The following is a 19,744-nucleotide window of genomic DNA, read 5'->3' on the forward strand; positions in this document are numbered from 1 at the left end:
CGTCACCAGGTGGCGCGCTCGAGCGCGTAGTCCTGCAGGCTGCGGACGTTGAGCGGCGAACCGATCGTCTCGATCGCCGCGACGGCCGCCCCGATCTGCGCGATCGTCGTGAACAGCGGCTTGTCCGCCGCGACCGTGGCCGCACGGATCTCGTACCCGTCCGCACGACCGGCAGCACCGGACGGCGTGTTGATGACGATGTCGACCTCGCCGGTGGCCAGCAGGTCGACGACGCTCTCGCCACCCTGGCTGTACTTGCCGACGATGCCGACCTCGATGCCGTTGCGCCGGAGGATCTCCGCCGTGCCCTCGGTCGCGATGATCGTGAAGCCGAGCTGCTGCAGGCGGTGCACCGGCAGCACGATCGCGCGCTTGTCGGTGTCGGCGACGCTCACGAAGACCGTGCCGCTGGTCGGCAGGCCGCCGTACGCGGCGTCCTGCGACTTGAGGAAGGCCCGCGGGAAGTCGCGGTCGATGCCCATGACCTCGCCGGTGGAGCGCATCTCGGGGCTGAGCACCGAGTCGACGACCTGGCCCTCGCGGGTGCGGAAGCGACGGAAGGGCAGCACGGCTTCCTTGACGGCGACCGGCGACTGCGCGGGCACGAACGCACCGTCACGCTCGGGCAGCATGCCCTCGGCGACGAGCTCGGCGACCGTGGTGCCGGTCATGATGCGGGACGCGGCCTTGGCCAGCGGGATGCCGAGTGCCTTCGAGACGAAGGGCACCGTGCGGCTGGCGCGCGGGTTCGCTTCGAGGACGTAGAGCACGCCGGCGCCGATGGCGAACTGGACGTTGAGCAGGCCCTGCACGCCGATGCCGCGGGCGATCTTCTCGGTCGCGTCGACGACGCCCTGGATCTCCGCGCGGCCGAGGCCGACCGGGGGCAGGGTGCAGGCCGAGTCGCCGGAGTGGATGCCGGCCTCTTCGAGGTGCTCCATGATGCCGCCGATGTAGAGCCGCTCGCCGTCGAAGAGCGCGTCGACGTCGATCTCCACGGCGTCGTCCAGGAACCGGTCGACCAGCAGCGGGAGCTCCGGGCCGATGATCGCCTGGTCGGCCATCCGGTCGAAGTAGTCCGCGAGCGACGGGGAGTCGTAGAGGATCTCCATGCCGCGGCCGCCGAGCACGAACGACGGGCGGACGAGGACCGGGTACCCGATCTCCTCGGCGACCGTGGTGGCGCTCGTCAGGTCGTGGGCCGTGCCGTTCCGCGGTGCGAGCAGCCCGGCCGCGTCGAGGATGGCGGAGAACTGCCCGCGCTCCTCGGCCGAGTCGATCGCGGTGGGGCTGGTGCCGAGGATCGGGATCCCGGCGGCCTCGAGCGGCTTCGCCAGGCCCAGTGCGGTCTGACCACCGAGCTGCACGACGACACCGACGAGTTCGCCGGACGCCGCCTCGGCCTCGATGACCTCGAGGACGTCCTCGGCCGTGAGCGGCTCGAAGTACAGGCGGTCCGAGGTGTCGTAGTCGGTCGACACGGTCTCGGGGTTGCAGTTGATCATGATCGTCTCGAACCCGGCGGCGCTCAGCGCGAAGGACGCGTGCACGCAGGAGTAGTCGAACTCGACGCCCTGCCCGATGCGGTTCGGACCGGAACCGAGGATGACGACCTTCTTGCGGTCGCTCGGCGTGATCTCGGTCTCGGTGTCGTACGACGAGTAGTGGTACGGCGTCAGGGCGGGGAACTCGCCGGCGCAGGTGTCGACCGTCTTGAAGACCGGCCGGATGCCCTGGGCGTGCCGCTCGTCACGGACCTGCTGCTCGGAGACCGGTGCCGCGTCCGTGCTGCGCAGGCTCGCGATCTGGGTGTCGCTGAAGCCGTGCTCCTTCGCCCAGCGCATCGTGTCCGCGTCGAGGGTGTCCGCGGCACGGACCTCGTCCGCGACCTCGTTGATGAGCACGATCTGGTCGATGAACCAGGGGTCGATCTTGGTGGCCTCGAAGACCTCGTCCGCGGTGGCACCCGCGACCAGGGCCTGCTGGACCGTGACGATGCGGCCGTCGGTCGGGATCGACGACTTCGCCAGCAGGGCGTCCTTGTCGAGCTCGGACGCCGGGGTGTCCCAGTGGAAGCTCGACCCGCGCTTCTCGAGCGAGCGCAGCGACTTCTGCAGCGCCGTGGCGTAGTTCCGGCCGATGGCCATCGCCTCGCCGACGCTCTTCATCGTCGTGGTCAGGGTGGCGTCGGCCGCCGGGAACTTCTCGAACGCGAACCGCGGGGTCTTCACGACCACGTAGTCGAGCGTCGGCTCGAAGCTCGCCGGGGTGACCTTCGTGATGTCGTTCTCGATCTCGTCGAGCCGGTAGCCGATCGCGAGCTTCGCGGCGATCTTCGCGATCGGGAACCCCGTGGCCTTCGACGCCAGGGCCGACGAGCGGGACACGCGGGGGTTCATCTCGATGACGATGACGCGGCCGTTGGACGGGTCGACGGCGAACTGGATGTTGCAGCCACCGGTGTCGACGCCGACGCGACGGATGATGTCGATGCCGATGTTCCGCATGTTCTGGTACTCGCGGTCGGTCAGGGTCAGCGCGGGGGCGACCGTGATCGAGTCACCGGTGTGGACACCGACCGGGTCGACGTTCTCGATGGAGCAGATGACGACCGTGTTGTCGTAGTTGTCGCGCATCAGCTCGAGCTCGTACTCCTTCCAGCCGAGGATGGACTCCTCGAGCAGGACCTCGGTCGTCGGGCTGGACTGCAGCCCGTCGCCGACGAAGCGGACGAGTTCGGCCTCGTTGTAGGCGAAGCCCGAGCCGAGGCCGCCCATGGTGAAGGACGGTCGGACGACCAGCGGGTACCCGAGGTCCTTCGCGAACTCCTTCGCTTCTTCGAGCGTGTGCGCGATGTGGCTGCGGGCGACGTCGGCGCCGGACTCGAGCACGAGCTCCTTGAAGAGCTGGCGGTCCTCGCCGCGCTGGATCGCCTCGACCTTGGCACCGATGAGTTCGACGCCGTGCTTGGCGAGGATGCCGGCCTCGTCGAGCGCGATGGCCGCGTTCAGGGCCGTCTGACCACCGAGGGTCGGCAGGACGGCGTCCGGCTTCTCGATGCGGATGATCTCCTCGAGCGACGCGTTCGTGATCGGCTCGATGTAGGTCGCGTCGGCGAAGTCGGGGTCGGTCATGATCGTCGCCGGGTTCGGGTTGACCAGGATGACCCGGACGCCCTCGGCCCGGAGGACGCGGCACGCCTGGGTGCCGGAGTAGTCGAACTCGGCGGCCTGACCGATCACGATCGGGCCGGAGCCGATGACGAGGACGGAGTTGATGTCTGCGCGCTTGGGCATCAGTTCGCTTCCTTGGTGATGTCTGCTGCGGGGGTCGTGGCGTCGGCGGTGGCCGCGTCGAGCGGCTCACCGTCGCGACGCTCGCGCACCATGTCCGCGAACCGGTCGAAGAGGTACATGCTGTCGTGCGGCCCGGCGGCGGCCTCGGGGTGGTACTGCACGCTGAACGCCGGCAGGTCGAGCGCTCGGAGACCCTCGACCACGTCGTCGTTCAGCGAGTAGTGCGAGACCTCGACCCGACCGAACCCGGCCGGCGAATCTATGACCTCGCCCAGGGGCGCGTCGACCGCGAAGCCGTGGTTCTGGCTCGTGATCTCGACCTTGCCCGTGGTCGTGTCGAGCACCGGCTGGTTGATGCCGCGGTGGCCGAAGGGCAGCTTGTAGGTGCCGAAGCCCAGGGCACGGCCGAGCAGCTGGTTGCCGAAGCAGATGCCGAAGAACGGCCGGCCGGTGCGCAGGCTGCCCTGCAGCAGTTCGACCTGCGCGTCCGAGGCGGCGGGGTCACCGGGGCCGTTCGAGTAGAAGAGGGCATCCGGTGCGAGGGCTTCCAGCTCCTGGGCGGAGATGTCCTGCGGCACGACGTGCACCTCGAAGCCGCGGGCGGCGAGGTACCGGGTGGTCGACGCCTTCACACCGAGGTCGAGGACGGCCAGGGTGCCGATCTGCTCACCTTCGGCCGACACCACGTACGTCTCCGGGGTGGACACCAGCGACGAGAAGCTCGCGCCCGCCATGGTGGCCTGCGACCGCACGGCGTCCAGCTGCTCCGACTCCGGCAGTGCCGCGTCGGCGCCGCTGAAGACGCCGCCCTTCATGGCGCCGGCGTCGCGGATGCGGCGGGTGAGGGCGCGGGTGTCGATCCCTGCGATGCCGACGATCCCGTCGCGCACCAGGTGGTCGTCGAGCGTGGCGTTCGCGCGGTGGTTCGACACCACGCGGCTGGGGTCGCGCACCACGTACCCGGCGACCCAGATGCGACGGGACTCGGGGTCCTCGTCGTTCACCCCCGTGTTGCCGATGTGCGGCGCGGTCTGCACCACGATCTGCCCGGCGTAGGAGGGGTCGGTCAGCGTCTCCTGGTAGCCGGTCATGCCGGTCGCGAAGACCACCTCGCCGAGCGTGCGCCCACGGGCGCCGTAGGCCCAGCCGTCGTACCGGGTGCCGTCTTCGAGGACCAGGACGGCCCGTTCGCCTGTCATGCTTTCTTCCCTTCGCCCGCGGTTCGCGGAGCATCGGCCGCAGTCGCCTGCGGCCCGGTCTCGGTCAGTCCCTGCAGGGCGTGCAGCGCGGCTGCGTCGCCCTCCGGGAACCGGAAGTAGGTGTCCAGGTCCGTCGCACCTGCGGCGCCGGTCGCCGTCCATCGCAGACGGACCAGTCCCCCGGGTTCGACCACTCGGTCGATCGCCCACGTGGAGCGGTCGGCGCCGCGGACCGCGTCACGCGCGATCCAGCGGTCGTCGGTACCGGCGAGGCGCATCACCACGCCGGTCGCGTGGACCGTCACCCCGCCGCGGCCGCGGAACCCGAGGCCGCCTGCGGTGATGCGTTCCAACGGCTGGTCGGCGCGGGTCGTCGCGACGGTGAACCCGTCCCACGACCCGACCGCCGGTGCCAGGTCGGCCGGCACCCGGACCGGAGGCACGGCTTCCGCCTGCTTCCTGGTCCGCGTCCGCCAGGTGCGCGCCATCGCGACGAACAGGGCGGCGACCGCGAGCAGGATCACCGCGCCGAGGAGCCAGCGCTGCGTGTCGCCGCTCATGCGCGCGCCCCTGTCCGGAGCGCCGCGGCGTGCGCCGCGATCGTGTCCGCGTCGACGACCCGGCCGTCGAGCACCGTCGCGTACCCCTGGTGGAAGGTCGCGACGACCCGGCCCGGCAGGGTCATGCCGAGGTACGGCGAGTTCTGCGACTGGCCGGCGAGGTCGGTGACCGCGAACTCACGGCTGGCCGACGGGTCGTAGAGCGTGATCTCGGCGGGCGCGCCCTCGGCGATGCGCTGCCCGTGCCCCTCGACCTGACCGATCCGCGCCGGCGCCTCGGACAGCACCCGGGCGACGTCGGCCCAGTCGAGCCGGCCGTCGTCGACCACGGCGGACTGCACCACGCTCAGCGCCGACTCGAGACCGACCATGCCGTTCGCGGCGGCCGGCCACTCGCAGCACTTCGCCTCGGCGGTGTGCGGCGCGTGGTCGGTCGCGACGATGTCGATGGTGCCGTCGGCCAGGGCCGCGCGGAGCGCCTCGACGTCCTCGCGGGCGCGGAGCGGCGGGTTCACCTTGTAGCGGGCGTCGTACCCGGGGGCGCCGTCGTGCCCGGCGATGAGGTCCTCGGTGAGCACCAGGTGGTGCGGCGTGACCTCGGCCGTGACGTCGATGCCACGGGACTTCGCCCAGCGGATCACCTCGACGCTGCCGGCCGTCGAGACGTGGCAGACGTGCAGCCGCGCCCCAACGTGGTCGGCGAGCAGGACGTCGCGGGCGATGATCGCCTCTTCCGCGACGGCGGGCCACCCGGCGAGGCCGAGCTCGGAGGACAGCCGGCCCTCGTTCATCTGCGCGCCGATGGTCAGGCGTGGCTCCTGGGCGTGCTGCGCGAGCACCCCGCCGAACCCCTTGATGTACTCGAGTGCCCGGCGCATGAGCAGCGGGTCGGCCACGCAGGAGCCGTCGTCCGAGAACACCCGGACCTTCGCCCGCGAGGTCGCCATCGCACCGATCTCGGACAGGTGCGTGCCCTGCAGCCCCTGCGACACGGCGCCGATCGGGCGGACCGTGACGTACCCGGCGTCGTCACCGAGCGCCTGGACCTGCTCGACGACGCCCGCGGTGTCGGCGACGGGGCTCGAGTTCGCCATCGCGTTCACGGCGGTGAAGCCGCCGGCGGCCGCGGCACGCGAGCCGGTGAGGACCGTCTCGGACTCCTCGTGGCCGGGCTCGCGCAGGTGCGTGTGGAGGTCCACGAGACCGGGCAGGGCGATGAGCCCGTCCGCGTCCACGGTGGTGGCGCCGACCGCGTCGAGACCGGACCCGATCGCGGTGATGCGCCGGCCCTCCAGACGGATGTCGGCACGCGAGCCGTCGACCAGCTGCGCGCCACGGATCAGGTGAGCGGTCATGCGGCGGACTCCTTCGCGTCGGTGCCGTTGCCGGCGCTGCCCGTCAGGGCGAGGTAGAGGACGGCCATCCGGACCGAGACGCCGTTCTCGACCTGCTCGACGACGGTCGAGCGGGGGTCGTCGGCGGCGACGCCGGCGATCTCGAGCCCGCGGTTCATCGGACCGGGGTGCATGATCAGCGTGCGCTCGGACAGCCGTCCGAAGCGCGCCGCCGTCAGGCCCCAGTGCCGCGTGTACTCGCGCGGGTTCGGGAAGAAGGCGTCGTTCATGCGTTCCTGCTGGATGCGCAGCGTCATGACGACGTCCGGGTCCTCGGCCAGGGCGGTGTCGAGGTCGTGGTGCACCGCGGCGCCGAACGGTGTCGTCGTGGCGGGCAGCAGGGTCGGTGGCGCGGCGAAGGTCACGCTCGCGCCGAGGGTGCGGAGCAGCCAGGCGTTCGAGCGGGCGACACGGCTGTGCAGCACGTCGCCGATGATCAGGACCCGCACGCCGTCGAGGCCCTGGCCGCGCGAACCGGTGCCGTGCAGGCGGCGGCGCATCGTGAAGGCGTCGAGCAGCGCCTGCGTCGGGTGCTCGTGGGTGCCGTCGCCGGCGTTGACCACCGGCACGTCGATCCAGTCGGCGTCGGCGAGCACCCGCGGGGCGCCGGACGCGCCGTGGCGCATGACGATGCCGTCGATGCCCATCGCGCCGAGGGTCTGCACGGTGTCCTTCAGGGATTCGCCCTTCGAGACGCTCGAGCCCTTCGCGGCGAAGTTCAGGACGTCGGCGGACAGGCGCTTCGCGGCGGCCTCGAACGAGATGCGCGTGCGCGTGGAGTCCTCGAAGAACAGGTTCACCACGGTCTTGCCGCGCAGGGCCGGGAGCTTCCGGACCTCGCGCGTGTTGACCTCGGCCATCTCCTCGGCGACGTCGAGGATGTGGACGGCCTGGTCGCGGGACAGGTCGGCGGTGGAGAGCAGGTGCCGCATCACGCCACCCCCTGCTCGATGAACACGGTGTCGTCGCCGTCGGTCTCGGCCAGGTGCAGGGTGACCCGCTCGTCGGACGCCGTGGGCAGGTTCTTGCCGACGTGGTCCGCGCGGATCGGCAGTTCGCGGTGGCCGCGGTCGACGAGCACGGCGAGCCGGACGGCACGCGGCCGGCCGATGCCCTGCAGCGCGTCGAGCGCGGCGCGGACGGTGCGGCCGGAGTACAGCACGTCGTCGACGAGCACGACGACCTTGCCGTCGATGCCACCGGCGGGGATGACCGTCCGGTGCGGGGCTCGACCGATGCCGTGGCCGAGGTCGTCGCGGTGCATGGTGACGTCGAGCGTGCCGACACGCTCCGTCCCGATGCCACCGGCCGCCGAGGACCACTCCGGCTCGATGCCGGCCAGGATCCGGCCGAGGCGTTCCGCCAGGACGGCGCCGCGGGTCGGGATGCCGAGGAGCACGAGGTCCGAGCCCCCGTGGTTGGCTTCGAGGATCTCGTGCGCGATGCGTGTCAGGGCACGCGTGATGTCGGGCTGTTGCAGGACCGTTCTGGTTCCCACGTCGACCCCCTTCCCCGCCTCACTGGACGGCATTAAAGGATGCTGACGTGGCCAACCCTACCGGGACTCCTGGTCTCCTGCGACCGTCCGACCAGACGGTGCACGACCGCCGGCGACGGCCCCGAGCACGCCGTTGACGAAGCCGGCAGAGTCCTCGGTGGACAGCGACTGCGCGAGCTCGACCGCCTCGGCGATCGCGACGGCGTCGGGGACCTCGGGGTTGAACCGGAGCTCCCAGACGGCCATCCGCAGGATGCAGCGGTCGAGGACCGGCATCCGGGCGATCGACCAGCCCTGGGCGTGGTCGACGATCACGGCGTCGATCTCGTGACGGGCGTCGTCGACACCCGTGACGATCTGCCGGGCGTAGTCCCAGCTGGAGGCACGCTCCGGCTGGTCCAGGTGCCGGACCGTCTCGGTGGCGAGCACGTCCGCGATCGGCAGCTCGCGCACCTCGGCGACGTACAGCATGTCGAGGGCGCGCTTGCGGGCCTTCGAACGAGCACTCATACGGTCAGCGCCTAGGAGTTGACGCGGCCGAGGAAGCTGCCGTCGCGCGTGTCGATCTTCACCAGGGTGCCGCTCTCCAGGTACAGCGGGACCTGGATGCGGTGACCGGTCGCGATGATGGTCGCGTCCTTGGTGCCACCGGACGAACGGTCACCCTGCAGGCCGGGCTCGGTCTCGACCTCGGTGACGATCGACGTCGGGAGCTCGACGTACAGCGGGTTGCCCTCGTTCATGGCGATGGTGACCATCGCGGACTCGAGCAGGTAGTTCTTGGCGTCGCCGACCACGGTCGCGGAGACCGGGATCTGGTCGTACGTGTCGGTGTCCATGAACACGTAGGAGTCGCCGTCCTCGTAGAGGAACTGGTAGTCACGACGGTCGACGACAGCGGTGTCGATCTTCGCGCCGGCGTTGAACGTGCGGTCCACGACCTTGCCGGAGACGACGTTCTTGAGCTTCGTGCGGACGAACGCGCCGCCCTTGCCCGGCTTGACGTGCTGGAACTCGACGACCGACCACAGCTGGCCGTCGATGATGAGAACGGCGCCGTTCTTGATGTCTGTGGTACTGGCCATGAGTCGTCGGTGTCCCGTTCGGTCGTGTTGTGAAGTGTCCTCGGGCCGCGGACGGCCCCGGACGAGTGTAGCGGACGCCCGCCCGGCGGCCGGAGCGGTGCCCGTCGCGCTCAGCGCCGTCGTCGGGCGAGCCAGGCGTCGACCGCCGCCCAGGCGAGCAGCACCACCGCCGCTCCCCCGAGCAACGCACCCGCGACCCCGGTGGACAGGGTCGCCGTCGGCCGCGCCGGCAACGACAGGTACACGATCGCCAGGACCCCCGCCCCGGCCCCGAGGAGCACGAGCAGGATGCGCCGGATCATGCCGGACACGAGCTGCCGGTCGCGGCTGTCCGCGAAGAGCCGGATGTTCACCGTGAACCGGCCGGTCTCGATCGCCTCGCCGATGCGGTCCACCCGGCGCGGCAGCCGGCGGGCCGCGGACACGACCCCGAGCAGCTCCTTCGCCGCCAGGTCGCGGAGCTTGCCCGGCCGGAGTTGGTCGGTGATCTGCTCCCGGGCGAGTCCGCGGGACTCCTCGAGCAGGTCGAAGGACGGTGCGAGCGTGCGGAGTGTGCCCTCGAAGATCGCCAGGGCACGCGCCGCAGCGACGAAGTCCGGCGGCGGCTTCAACCGGTACCGCCCGAAGACCTCGACCGCGTCGTCCACGGTGTCGACGCCGATGCGTGCACCCGGGCCGAGCTCGTCCGCGACGAAGCGGGCGATGTCCCGACGGAAGTCGGGCTCGTCGTGCGCATCGCGCACGGGCGCCATCCGCAGGACCGCATCAGCGATCCGCGACGTGTCGTCCTGCAGGTAGGCGGCCAACAGGTCCTGGACCGTGTCCCGGAGACCCGGGTCGAGCCTCCCGACCGATCCGAAGTCGATCAACGCGGGCCGCCCGTCGGGCAGCACCAGGACGTTCCCCGGGTGCAGGTCCGCGTGGTACAGGCCGTCGAAGACGACCTGGCGCAGGAAGGCGCGGAGGATCGCGCGCATCGGCGCGTCGAGGTCGCGCTCGGAGCGCTCGGCGCGGATCACGCTGAGCGTGTCGCCCTCCAGGAACTCCATCACCAGCACGCGCCGGCCGGACAGGTCCGGGTACGGGTCCGGGAACCGGACCTCGTCCGGACGCGCACTGCGGGCCTGGGCCGCACGGAGCGCAGTGAGGTTCCGCAGCTCGGACACGAAGTCCACCTGACGGATCAGGTCGTCCGCGTACTGGCCGGCGATGTCCTGCACGCCGACCTGTCGCGCCTCGGTCGACCACCTGGCCATGAACCGGACGACCCGCAGGGCGATGTCGACGTCGCGGCGCACGGCGGCGTCGATGCCCGGCCGCTGCACCTTCACGGCGACCGCGGTGCCGTCGGGCAGCCGGGCGCGGTGCACCTGCGCGATCGACGCAGCCGCCACCGGCACCGGGTCGAACGTGGCGAAGACCTGGTCGACCGGCGCACCGAGCTCCTGCTCGAGCAGCGCACGGACCTCGTCCGCCGGCGCCGCCGTGACGTTCCGCTGCAGGTGCGCGAGTCCCTCGGTCCACTCCTCGGGCAGCAGGTCGTCGCGCGTGGAGAGCAGCTGGCCCATCTTCACGAACCCGCCGCCGGCTTCCTCGAGCGCGCGGCGCAGGTGCTCGGCCTGGTCGCGACGCAGGTCCGAGGTCGCCGGGTCGTGCGAGAAGTCGAGGCGGCGGAAGGGGACCAGGTGGTGTCGGCGGGCGATCGAGAGGAGTTCGGTGAAACGCCGGCCCCGGGAGCGCAGCGTGCCGGTGTCGGCGTCGCGCGGGCCGGAGAGGTCGCTCAGTCGGGGTGGGGTGGGCACGCCCGTCAGTCTGCTCCCCGCTGCTGGGTCCGCCGCGTGCGGGTGGTGCCGTCCGTCACGTCGTCCCATCCTCCTCCACAGCCTGGAGGCCCGGCGCGGCTTCCACAGGTCCGCGCGGGCCCGGCGCGGGGCTCGGTCTCTGCAGTGGATTCGTCGGGGCCTGCGCTGACCGAGCAGGCTAGACGCCGACCTCCTGGTAGGCGGTGAAGAGCAGGTGGTCCTCGGGGCCCTCGAGCACGACGGGTTTGCCGACGCCGTCCAGGATGATGAACCGCAGCATGCCGGCACGGGCCTTCTTGTCGCGACGCATGGTTGCGAGCAGCCCCTGCCACCGTCCGACGCCGTACGAGGTCGGAAGCTCGAGCGACTCCAGGATCGTCCGGTGACGGTCGACCGTGGCGTCGTCCAGGTGTCCGGTCAGCCGGGCGAGTTCGGCGGCGAACACCATGCCGACCGACACCGCCGCGCCGTGGCGCCACTGGTACCGCTCGGCGTGCTCGATCGCGTGCCCCAGGGTGTGCCCGTAGTTCAGGATCTCGCGTCGGCCCTGCTCGGTGAAGTCGTCCGACACGACCTCGGCCTTGAGCGCGATGGCGAGCTCGACGACCCGGCGGAACTCCGGCGTCGTCGGGTCGGTCACCCGGGCGACGTCGGCCTCGACGATGTCCAGGATCTCGGGCACGGCGATGAACCCGGCCTTCACGATCTCGGCGAACCCGGTCAGGATCTCGTTGCGCGGCAGGGTGCGGGCGAGGTCGAGGTCCACGACGACGGCGCGGGGAGCGGAGAAGGCGCCGACCAGGTTCTTGCCCTCGTTCGTGTTGATGCCCGTCTTGCCGCCGACGCTGGCGTCCACCATGCCGAGCACGCTCGTCGGGACGGACACGTACGCGACACCGCGCAGCCAGGTCGCGGCGACGAAGCCGGCGAGGTCGGTGACGGCACCGCCGCCCAGGCCGATGACCGCGTCGGTGCGGGTGAAGTCGGCCTGCCCCATGATCTGCCAGCAGAACGCCGCGACCTCGACACGCTTGGCGCCTTCGGCATCGGGGACCTCGGCGATCAGGGCCTCGAGGCCTGCTTCGACCAGGAGTGCTCGGAGCTCGTTCGCCCGGGCGCCGAGCGTCGGCGAGTGCACGATCAGGACCTTCGCGACGCGCGGGCCCAGGATCCCGGGCAGGGTGCCGAGCAGGTCCGTGCCGACGGCCACCGTGTAGCCGTCGTCACCGCCCACCCGGATCTCGGTGGTCCCGGCGGGCAGGGTCGGCTCGGTCACGGTGCTCCTTCGGTGCTGGTGGTGCTGCTGGTCGTGCTGCTGGGCGCGGCGTGAGTGCCAGCGTCGCTGCGCACCCACGTGACGACGTCGTCGACCACACGGGACATCGACCGTCGGGACGTGTCGACCACGACGTGCGCGAGTTCGGCGTAGGTGGCCGCTCGCTCGTCCATGATCGTCTGCCAGGCGTCGATCCCACCGTTCGCCAGCAACGGCCGGTCGGACCCGGCGATGCGCTCGGCGACGGCCTCGGGCGAGACGGTGAGCAGGACGATGCGCGCTCCGGTCAGGGCCCGCCGGGTGTCCGCGTGGGTGACGGCTCCCCCGCCGACGGCGACGACGCCGCCCGTGGACAGCGCTGCCCGGACGGCTTCGGCCTCGAGCGCACGGAACGCCGGCTCACCGCGGTCGGCGAAGATGCCGGGGATCGGTCCGTGCTCGCGGACGATGGCCCGGTCGGTGTCCGTGAACGGCACACCGAGGGCCTTCGCCACCCGCTTGCCGACGCTCGACTTGCCGGCACCCATCGGGCCGATGACGACCACGGGCGCGTCGGCGCGTCGGACGTCGGTGCTCACAGGTCGGTCGAGGTCGCCGAGGGCTCGGTCCGGCGCGTGCGCAGGGTCTCCGGGATCGCGGCCAGGTAGGCGTCGAGGTTGCGCTTGGTCTCGACGACGTTGTCGCCGCCGAACTTCTCGAGCACCGCGTCGGCGAGCACCAGGGCCACCATCGCCTCGGCGACGACCCCCGCAGCCGGCACAGCGCAGACGTCCGAGCGCTGGTGGTGCGCCGCGGCGTCCTCACCGGAGACGACGTCCACCGTGTGCAGGGCGTGCGGGATCGTGGCGATCGGCTTCATGCCGGCTCGGACGCGCAGCACGGTGCCCGTGGACATCCCGCCCTCGGTCCCACCGGCACGGTCGCTCGTGCGGTAGATCTCGCCGTCCTCGCGGTACAGCTCGTCGTGGGCCGCGGAGCCACGGCGACCGGCGGTCGCGAAGCCGTCGCCGACCTCGACACCCTTGATGGCCTGGATGCCCATGATCGCCGCGGCGAGGCGGGCGTCGAGCCGGCGGTCCCAGTGGACGTGCGAGCCGAGGCCGGGCGGAACACCGTAGAACAGCACCTCGACGACACCGCCGAGGGTGTCGCCGTCCTTCTTGGCGGCCTCGACCTCGGTGACCATGCGCGCGGAGGTCTCGGCGTCGAAGCAGCGCAGCTGGTCCTCGTCGAGGCGGTCCACGTCGTCGGGCAGCGGCAGGTCGGTGCCGTCCGGCACCCGGACCGTCCCGACCTGCAGCGTGTGCGCCACCGAACGGATGCCGAGTTCGGCCAGGAAGGACTTCGCGACGGCTCCGAGCGCCACGCGTGCCGCGGTCTCACGGGCGCTCGCACGCTCCAGGACCGGGCGGGCCTCGTCGAAGCCGTACTTCTGCATGCCGACCAGGTCGGCGTGACCCGGACGCGGTCGGGTGAGCGGGGCGCTCCGGCCGCGGGACATCTCGGTGGACTCGATCGGCTCGGGGTTCATGACCTCGACCCACTTCGGCCACTCGGTGTTGCCGATGCGGATCGCGATGGGGCTGCCGAGCGAGTAACCGTGTCGGACGCCGCCGGACACGTGCAGCTCGTCCTGCTCGAACTTCATCCGCGAGCCGCGGCCGTAGCCGAGCTTGCGGCGTGCGAGGTCGGCACGGATGGACTCGAACGACACCGGGACACCCGCGGGCAGGCCCTCGAGCATGGCGATCAGTTCGGGTCCGTGGGACTCACCAGCGGTCAACCAACGAAGCATGCGGCAATCCTCCCACAGCGTTCGTCCGTGCGACGTCGGCGCCTACTGGTAGTCGGGGTGCGCTCGCAGCCAGGCCTGGAACTGTTCGACCGCGACCAGGTGCTGGTCGTAGGTGTCCGAGAAGACCGTCTTGCCCGACTCCAGGTCGACCGTCACGAAGTACAGCCACTTGCCCGCGGCCGGAGCCGTGACCGCCTTGATCGCGACGTCACCCGGGTTCGAGATCGGTGCGGGCGGCAGCCCCTCGTGCACGTAGGTGTTGTACTCGTTCGAGGCGTCCGCGCGCTCCTCGTCGGTCGTGGTCACGGTGTGCGTGTTGCCCGTGCCGTACGCGACCGTGGCGTCGGACTGGAGCTTCATGCCCTGGTCGAGCCGGTTCTGGAACACCCGCGCGACCTTCGGGTAGTCGGCCGCGAGCCCGGCTTCCTTCTGCACCAGCGACGCGAAGACGATGGTGCGCTCCTGGTCGGCCTCCTTGACGCCGGCGGCGGCGAGGTGCTCCTTCATCGTGTCGACCATCGACTTGAAGTACTGTTCGGCGGACCAGCCCGGGTTGATCGGGTAGGTCGCGGGGAAGAGCCAGCCCTCGAGCGTCGTGACGCCTGCCGGCAGGTCGTACGCCGACAGGTCCTTCGCGGCCGCGTCGACCTGCTTCTTCGTCAGGCCGGCCTTCGAGACCATGCCGGCCTCGATGTCGGCCAGCGCGGTGCCCTCGGGGATGATGATCGACGCCTGGACCCGGTTGTCCTTGTCCTGCAGGGCGGCCAGCGCGGACTTCGAGCTCATCTGCTTCTTCAGCGCGTACGAACCGGGCTGGAACTGCACGTCCGGCGAGGCGAGCAGGAGCTTGTAGAACACCTTCGAGTCCTTGACGACGCCGCTGCGCTGCAACGTCGCGGCGACGTTCTCGCCGATGTCCCCCTGCTTGATGGTGATGGTCACCTTCGAGGTGCCGTCACCGGTGTAGTCGTCGGGCTCCTGCGCACCGCTGATCGCGCCGATCAGCTGCTGGATCTTCGGGGCGGCGAACGTGTAGGCCCCGACACCCGCGGCCAGCACCACCGCGACGATCACGAGCCCGGCGACGAGCGGTCCGCGTCGACGCTTCGGTCGCGGGTCGCGCGGCTGCCTGGAGGAGCGTCCTCTGCCGCCTCGTCCGCCGCGTCCGCCGCCTCCCGCGGCGCCACCTCCGCCGGTCGCGTCGCCGTGGTCCGTCCCGTCGGCACCGGACCCGCCGCCCGCGGCGGTCGCCGCGGACCCGGTCGGCAGTTCGCCGGTCAGGAGTGCTGCGACCTCGGGGTGCAGCTCGTCGGGGCTGGTGGCGATCGGTGCGTCGGCGGGAGACGCCGGGCGTTCGTCGCGTGTGGTCGCCGGAGCATCGTCGGCCGGCTCGGGGGCCTGCGGCTCGTCGGTGGGCTCCGGGGCGGGTGAGCCGGCGACGCGGGCTCGTTCGGCCTCGAGTGCGCGGGCTTCGCGTCGGGACATCGGAGGCGCGGGCGGTGGGGTCACCCGACCAGCGTCGTCGCGGTCATCGGTGCCTGTCGTGCGGTCGGAAGTCGCCTTCCGCCGCTCGGCGTCGTTGCCGGGCGCGATGATCGCGTTCCAGTCCAGATCGTCTGCCAACGTCCTCGGTCTCTCGGTCGGGAACTCCACCTGGGCACCGTCGTCCGCGGACTGACGACGGGAGCACCCTTGCGCGGTACCGGGCAGCCCTGTCAGGGAAGCGTGGTGCCCGGAGGGGCACCTGCACTGCGCTCGTGGTCGAGCGCGTGTTGCAGAATGATAACAGCGGCTGCTTGGTCGATCACGGCCCGGGACTTCTTCGTGTTCTTGCCGGCCTGGTGCAGCCCGCGCTGGGCGGTCACCGTCGACAGTCGTTCGTCCACCAGGCGCACCGGACGACGCGCTGCGATCCGGGCGGCGAACACGCGGGCGTCCTCGGTCGAGGCGGTGTCCCCGCCCGACATCGACAGGGGCAGACCGACCACGACCTCGACGACGTCGTACTCGTCCGCGAGCTCGAGGATGCGCCGGAGGTCCTTCGAGTCGTCGCGACGGACGGTCTCGACCGGCGTCGCCAGCAGGCCGTCACGGTCGCACACCGCGACCCCGATCCGGGCGCGCCCGACGTCGACGCCGAGCCGCCGCCCGGACCGGATGCCCACGGTCAGCCCGCGAGCCGTGCGGTCACGGCACGGAGCGCCGCGGGGAGCGCGGCCGCGTCGGTCCCGCCGCCCTGCGCCAGGTCCGGCTTGCCACCGCCACCGCCACCGAGCACGCCGGCGGCCTCCTTCGCCAGGGGGCCCGCCTGCACGCCCGCAGCACGAGCGGCGTCGTTGGTCGCGACGATCACGATCGGCTTGCCACCGACGACCGCCCCGAGCACGACGACGGCAGCACCGTCACCGAGCTGGCCCCGCACACCGGTGGCGAGCGAGCGCAGGTCGTCGCCGGACTGCAGTCCGTCGACCGTCTCGGCGACCACGGTGGTGGCACCGACGGTCGTGGCGTTGCGGGCGATGGCGGGCACGCGCTGCTGCAGGTTCGCCGACTCGTACTCGGCGAGCTTCTTCTGGGCGCTCCGCAGGTCCTCCATCAGGTTCTGCACGCGGGCCGGCAGGTCGGCACGGGGTGCCTTGAGCGCGCTGGAGAGCTGCGACACGATCGTGCGCTCGACGGCGAGGTCGCGGAACCCCTCGAGCCCGACCAGCGCTTCGACGCGGCGGTTCGTCGAACCGACGCTCGACTCCCCCACCAGGTTGACCAGTCCGATCTGTGCACTCGAGGCCACGTGGGTGCCACCGCAGAGCTCGCGGGACCACGGGCCGCCGATGTCGACCATGCGGACCTCGGCGCCGTACTTCTCACCGAACAGGGCCTGCGCGCCGAGGGCCTTCGCCTCGTCGATGGGCAGGATGCGCGTGGACACCTCGAGGTCTGTGCGGATCGCGGTGTTCACGACCTCCTCGATCTCGGAGCGGGTCTCGAGCGACACGGGCTGCGACCACGAGAAGTCGAGGCGCATGTAGCCGGACTTGTTGTACGAACCGGCCTGCAGCGCCTCCGGCCCCAGGATGTCGCGGAGCGCCGCGTTCACCAGGTGCGTCGCGGAGTGTGCCTGGGTCGCGCCACGGCGGTACTCGGCATCGACGACGGTGCTCGCGGCGTCGCCGACCCCGACCTCGCCGGAGCGGACCTGCACGGTGTGGCTCCAGAGCCCGGAGACCGGTCGCTGGACGTCGAGGACCTCGAGGTCGAACCCGTTGCCGACGATCGAGCCCTGGTCGGCGTCCTGGCCGCCGGACTCGGCGTACAGCGAGGTCTCGCCGAGGATGACCTCGGCGATGTCGCCCACCACCGCGCGGTCGACGCTGACGCCGTCCACGATGATGCCGAGCACGCGCGTCTCGGTCTCGAGTGCGTCGTAGCCCAGGAAGGTCGTCTCGCCCTTCGCCCGGAACGCGCTGTAGACGCTCAGGTCGGCGATCGCGGTCTTCTTGCTCTTCGCGTCGGCCTTCGCCCGGGCGCGCTGCTCGGACATCAGGGTCTCGAAGGCTGTGCGGTCGACGTGCACGCCGGCTTCCTCGGCCATCTCCATCGTCAGGTCGATGGGGAACCCGAAGGTGTCGTGCAGCAGGAACGCCGTGTCGCCGCCGATCGACGGGGCACCGTCCTGCTTCGCGCGCTCGACCGCGACGTCGAGGATGGTCGTGCCCTGCGCCAGGGTGCGGAGGAAGGTCTCCTCTTCCGCGTAGGCGATGCGGGAGATCCGGTCGTAGTCGGACGCCACCTCGGGGTAGGCGTCGCGCATCGCGTCGCGGGACGCCGGGAAGAGCTCGGGGAACGTGGCGGCCTCGACGCCGAGCAGGCGCATGGCGCGCACGGTCCGGCGGAGCAGGCGACGGAGGATGTACCCGCGGCCCTCGTTCGACGGGCTCACGCCGTCGGCGATGAGCATCAGCGAGGAACGGACGTGGTCGGCGATGACGCGCATGCGCACGTCGTCCTCGTGCACGGCACCGTAGCGACGGCCGGAGATCTCGGCCGCGCGGTCGAGCACCGGGCGCACCTGGTCGATCTCGTACATGTTGTCGACGCCCTGCTTGATGAAGGCGACGCGCTCGAGCCCCATGCCGGTGTCGATGTTCTTGTTCGGCAGTTCGCCCGTGATCTCGAAGTCGTACTTCGACCGCACGTCGGCGATCTGGTACTGCATGAAGACGAGGTTCCAGATCTCGACGTAGCGGTCGTCGTCGGTGGCCGGGCCGCCGTCGATGCCGTGGTCGGGGCCGCGGTCGAAGAAGATCTCGGAGCAGGGACCCGCGGGTCCGGGCTGCCCGGTCGACCAGTAGTTCGTGTCCTTGCCCAGACGCTGGATCCGCTCGTCGGGCAGCGACGAGTGCTGCTTCCAGAAGGCGATCGCCTCGTCGTCCTCTTCGTAGACGGTGACCCAGAGGTCGTCGGGCGAGAAGCCGAGCCCCCCGTCGGTCTCCGACTTGGTGAGGAACTCCCAGGCGAACTGGATCGCCTGCTCCTTGAAGTAGTCGCCGAACGAGAAGTTCCCGTTCATCTGGAAGAACGTGCCGTGGCGAGGGGTCTTGCCGACCTCTTCGATGTCGTTCGTCCGGATGCACTTCTGCACGCTCGTCGCCCGCGGGAACGGCGCCGGGATGAGCCCGGTCAGGTACGGGATGAACGGCACCATGCCGGCGACCGTGAAGAGGAGCGACGGGTCGTCGGAGACGAGGGACGCGGACGGGACGACGGTGTGGCCGCGGTCACCGAAATGCTGGAGCCAACGGCGGCGGATCTCTGCGGTCTGCATGGTGCTTCCTGGGTTCAGGTCGTGGGTGGAGGAGAGTCGTGACAGCTCGAAGCGGAGCGCTCAGACGTCCGTGCGGAGCTCGGCGTCGCGCGATCGGTAGCCGTCCGCGACGGCACCCGTGAAGGCCTTCGTCTTGGCGTTCACCTCGGCGAAGAGCCGGGCGCCACCGGAGGTCTGGGCGACCCGGTGTGCGACGGCGAAGCCGATGACGATGCCGACGGCGACGAAGAACAGCTGCTTCACGGTGCCTCTCCCTCTGTGCACCCGGGCGGTGCATGCCCGGACAAGCTTAGCCGCCGGTGCCGGAACGCCGAACGGCGGGTCGCCCTCGAGAGGACGACCCGCCGTTCGGGTGTGTTCAGTGGATCAGCGAGCTGCGTAGTGCTCGACGACGAGCTGCACTTCACAGGTCACGGGGACCTCGGCGCGCTTCGGGCGACGCACGAGGCGGGCCTGGAGCTTCTCGATCTCGACCTCGAGGTAGCCCGGGACCTTCGGGAGGACTTCCTGGTGGCCACCGGCAGCGGCGACCTGGAAGGGCTCCATCGACTCGGACTTCGCCTTGACGTGGATCAGCTGGCCCTCCTTGACGCGGAAGGAGGGGCGGTCGACGAGCTTGCCGTCGACGAGGATGTGACGGTGCACGATCAGCTGACGGGCCTGCGCGGTGGTGCGGGCGAACCCGGCACGGACCACGAGGGCGTCGAGGCGCTGCTCGAGGAGCTCGACCAGGTTCTCACCGGTCAGGCCCTTCGTCTTGCGGGCCTCTTCGAAGACGATGCGGAGCTGCTTCTCGCGGATGCCGTACTGGGCGCGCAGACGCTGCTTCTCACGGAGACGGACGGCGTAGTCGCTGTCCGCACGACGGCGCGTACGGCCGTGCTCACCGGGCCCGTAGGGGCGCTTCTCGAGGTAACGGGCCGCCTTCGGCGTCAGCGGGATGCCGAGCGCGCGCGACAGGCGGGTCTTGCTGCGGGTACGTGACTTGGTAGACACAGGGTCCTTTTCTCTGTT

The 19,744-nt window shown here is 71.0% G+C and carries 17 protein-coding genes; all 17 read right to left on the minus strand.

The window, feature by feature from the left end; genetic code table 11:
• Nucleotides 1-2: 2 nt before the first annotated feature.
• Nucleotides 3-3,296, minus strand: a complete 3,294-nt coding sequence (carB, locus tag MXD64_RS09930) for a carbamoyl-phosphate synthase large subunit (RefSeq protein ID WP_263136368.1) — start codon at nucleotides 3,294-3,296, stop codon at nucleotides 3-5.
• Nucleotides 3,296-4,495 (minus strand): glutamine-hydrolyzing carbamoyl-phosphate synthase small subunit, encoded by a 1,200-nt coding sequence (gene carA, locus MXD64_RS09935; protein ID WP_263136369.1) that lies wholly within the window; start codon nucleotides 4,493-4,495, stop codon nucleotides 3,296-3,298. Before carA ends, carB begins: the two co-directional genes overlap by 1 nt.
• Complete coding sequence (locus MXD64_RS09940) at nucleotides 4,492-5,055, minus strand: PH-like domain-containing protein (protein ID WP_042540296.1); 564 nt, start codon at nucleotides 5,053-5,055, stop codon at nucleotides 4,492-4,494. Before MXD64_RS09940 ends, carA begins: the two co-directional genes overlap by 4 nt.
• Entirely contained in the window at nucleotides 5,052-6,410 is a 1,359-nt protein-coding gene (locus MXD64_RS09945) for a dihydroorotase (protein WP_017887179.1), read from the minus strand. Before MXD64_RS09945 ends, MXD64_RS09940 begins: the two co-directional genes overlap by 4 nt.
• Nucleotides 6,407-7,381 carry an aspartate carbamoyltransferase catalytic subunit gene (locus MXD64_RS09950; protein ID WP_071251702.1) on the minus strand — a complete coding sequence of 325 codons (975 nt, stop codon included), beginning with the start codon at nucleotides 7,379-7,381 and terminating at the stop codon, nucleotides 6,407-6,409. The genes MXD64_RS09945 and MXD64_RS09950 overlap by 4 nt, the downstream gene beginning before the upstream one ends.
• Nucleotides 7,381-7,980 (minus strand): bifunctional pyr operon transcriptional regulator/uracil phosphoribosyltransferase PyrR, encoded by a 600-nt coding sequence (gene pyrR, locus MXD64_RS09955; protein ID WP_017887177.1) that lies wholly within the window; start codon nucleotides 7,978-7,980, stop codon nucleotides 7,381-7,383. The genes MXD64_RS09950 and pyrR overlap by 1 nt, the downstream gene beginning before the upstream one ends.
• Nucleotides 7,981-8,004: 24 nt before the next feature.
• Nucleotides 8,005-8,457 carry a transcription antitermination factor NusB gene (gene nusB, locus MXD64_RS09960; RefSeq protein WP_017887176.1) on the minus strand — a complete coding sequence of 151 codons (453 nt, stop codon included), beginning with the start codon at nucleotides 8,455-8,457 and terminating at the stop codon, nucleotides 8,005-8,007.
• Nucleotides 8,458-8,468: 11 nt separating this feature from the next.
• Nucleotides 8,469-9,032: an elongation factor P gene (efp, locus tag MXD64_RS09965; protein ID WP_017887175.1), complete on the minus strand. Its 564-nt coding sequence runs from the start codon at nucleotides 9,030-9,032 to the stop codon at nucleotides 8,469-8,471.
• Nucleotides 9,033-9,142: 110 nt separating this feature from the next.
• On the minus strand, nucleotides 9,143-10,834 hold the full coding sequence (locus MXD64_RS09970) for an ABC1 kinase family protein (RefSeq protein WP_159558021.1): 1,692 nt from the start codon (nucleotides 10,832-10,834) through the stop codon (nucleotides 9,143-9,145).
• Nucleotides 10,835-11,012: 178 nt separating this feature from the next.
• Nucleotides 11,013-12,110: a 3-dehydroquinate synthase gene (aroB, locus tag MXD64_RS09975; RefSeq protein ID WP_017887173.1), complete on the minus strand. Its 1,098-nt coding sequence runs from the start codon at nucleotides 12,108-12,110 to the stop codon at nucleotides 11,013-11,015.
• On the minus strand, nucleotides 12,107-12,688 hold the full coding sequence (locus MXD64_RS09980; RefSeq protein ID WP_263136370.1) for a shikimate kinase: 582 nt from the start codon (nucleotides 12,686-12,688) through the stop codon (nucleotides 12,107-12,109). The genes aroB and MXD64_RS09980 overlap by 4 nt, the downstream gene beginning before the upstream one ends.
• Nucleotides 12,685-13,905, minus strand: coding sequence for a chorismate synthase (gene aroC / locus MXD64_RS09985; protein ID WP_031259741.1), 1,221 nt, complete (start codon nucleotides 13,903-13,905; stop codon nucleotides 12,685-12,687). Before aroC ends, MXD64_RS09980 begins: the two co-directional genes overlap by 4 nt.
• Before the next feature lie 42 nt (nucleotides 13,906-13,947).
• Nucleotides 13,948-15,528 carry an endolytic transglycosylase MltG gene (gene mltG, locus MXD64_RS09990; RefSeq protein ID WP_140448099.1) on the minus strand — a complete coding sequence of 527 codons (1,581 nt, stop codon included), beginning with the start codon at nucleotides 15,526-15,528 and terminating at the stop codon, nucleotides 13,948-13,950.
• A gap of 92 nt (nucleotides 15,529-15,620) precedes the next feature.
• A complete protein-coding gene (gene ruvX / locus MXD64_RS09995; protein WP_175470762.1) occupies nucleotides 15,621-16,064 on the minus strand; it encodes a Holliday junction resolvase RuvX in 444 nt (147 codons plus the stop codon).
• Between the two features lie 8 nt (nucleotides 16,065-16,072).
• Nucleotides 16,073-18,730, minus strand: coding sequence for an alanine--tRNA ligase (alaS, locus tag MXD64_RS10000; protein ID WP_263136371.1), 2,658 nt, complete (start codon nucleotides 18,728-18,730; stop codon nucleotides 16,073-16,075).
• A 60-nt stretch (nucleotides 18,731-18,790) separates the two neighbouring features.
• On the minus strand, nucleotides 18,791-18,973 hold the full coding sequence (locus tag MXD64_RS10005) for a hypothetical protein (protein WP_017887167.1): 183 nt from the start codon (nucleotides 18,971-18,973) through the stop codon (nucleotides 18,791-18,793).
• A gap of 123 nt (nucleotides 18,974-19,096) precedes the next feature.
• On the minus strand, nucleotides 19,097-19,726 hold the full coding sequence (gene rpsD, locus MXD64_RS10010; protein WP_263136372.1) for a 30S ribosomal protein S4: 630 nt from the start codon (nucleotides 19,724-19,726) through the stop codon (nucleotides 19,097-19,099).
• Nucleotides 19,727-19,744 lie beyond the last annotated feature (18 nt).

Origin of the sequence: Curtobacterium sp. Arg-1 (assembly GCF_025643395.1) — a bacterium.
GTDB classification, from domain to species: Bacteria; Actinomycetota; Actinomycetes; order Actinomycetales; family Microbacteriaceae; genus Curtobacterium; species Curtobacterium poinsettiae.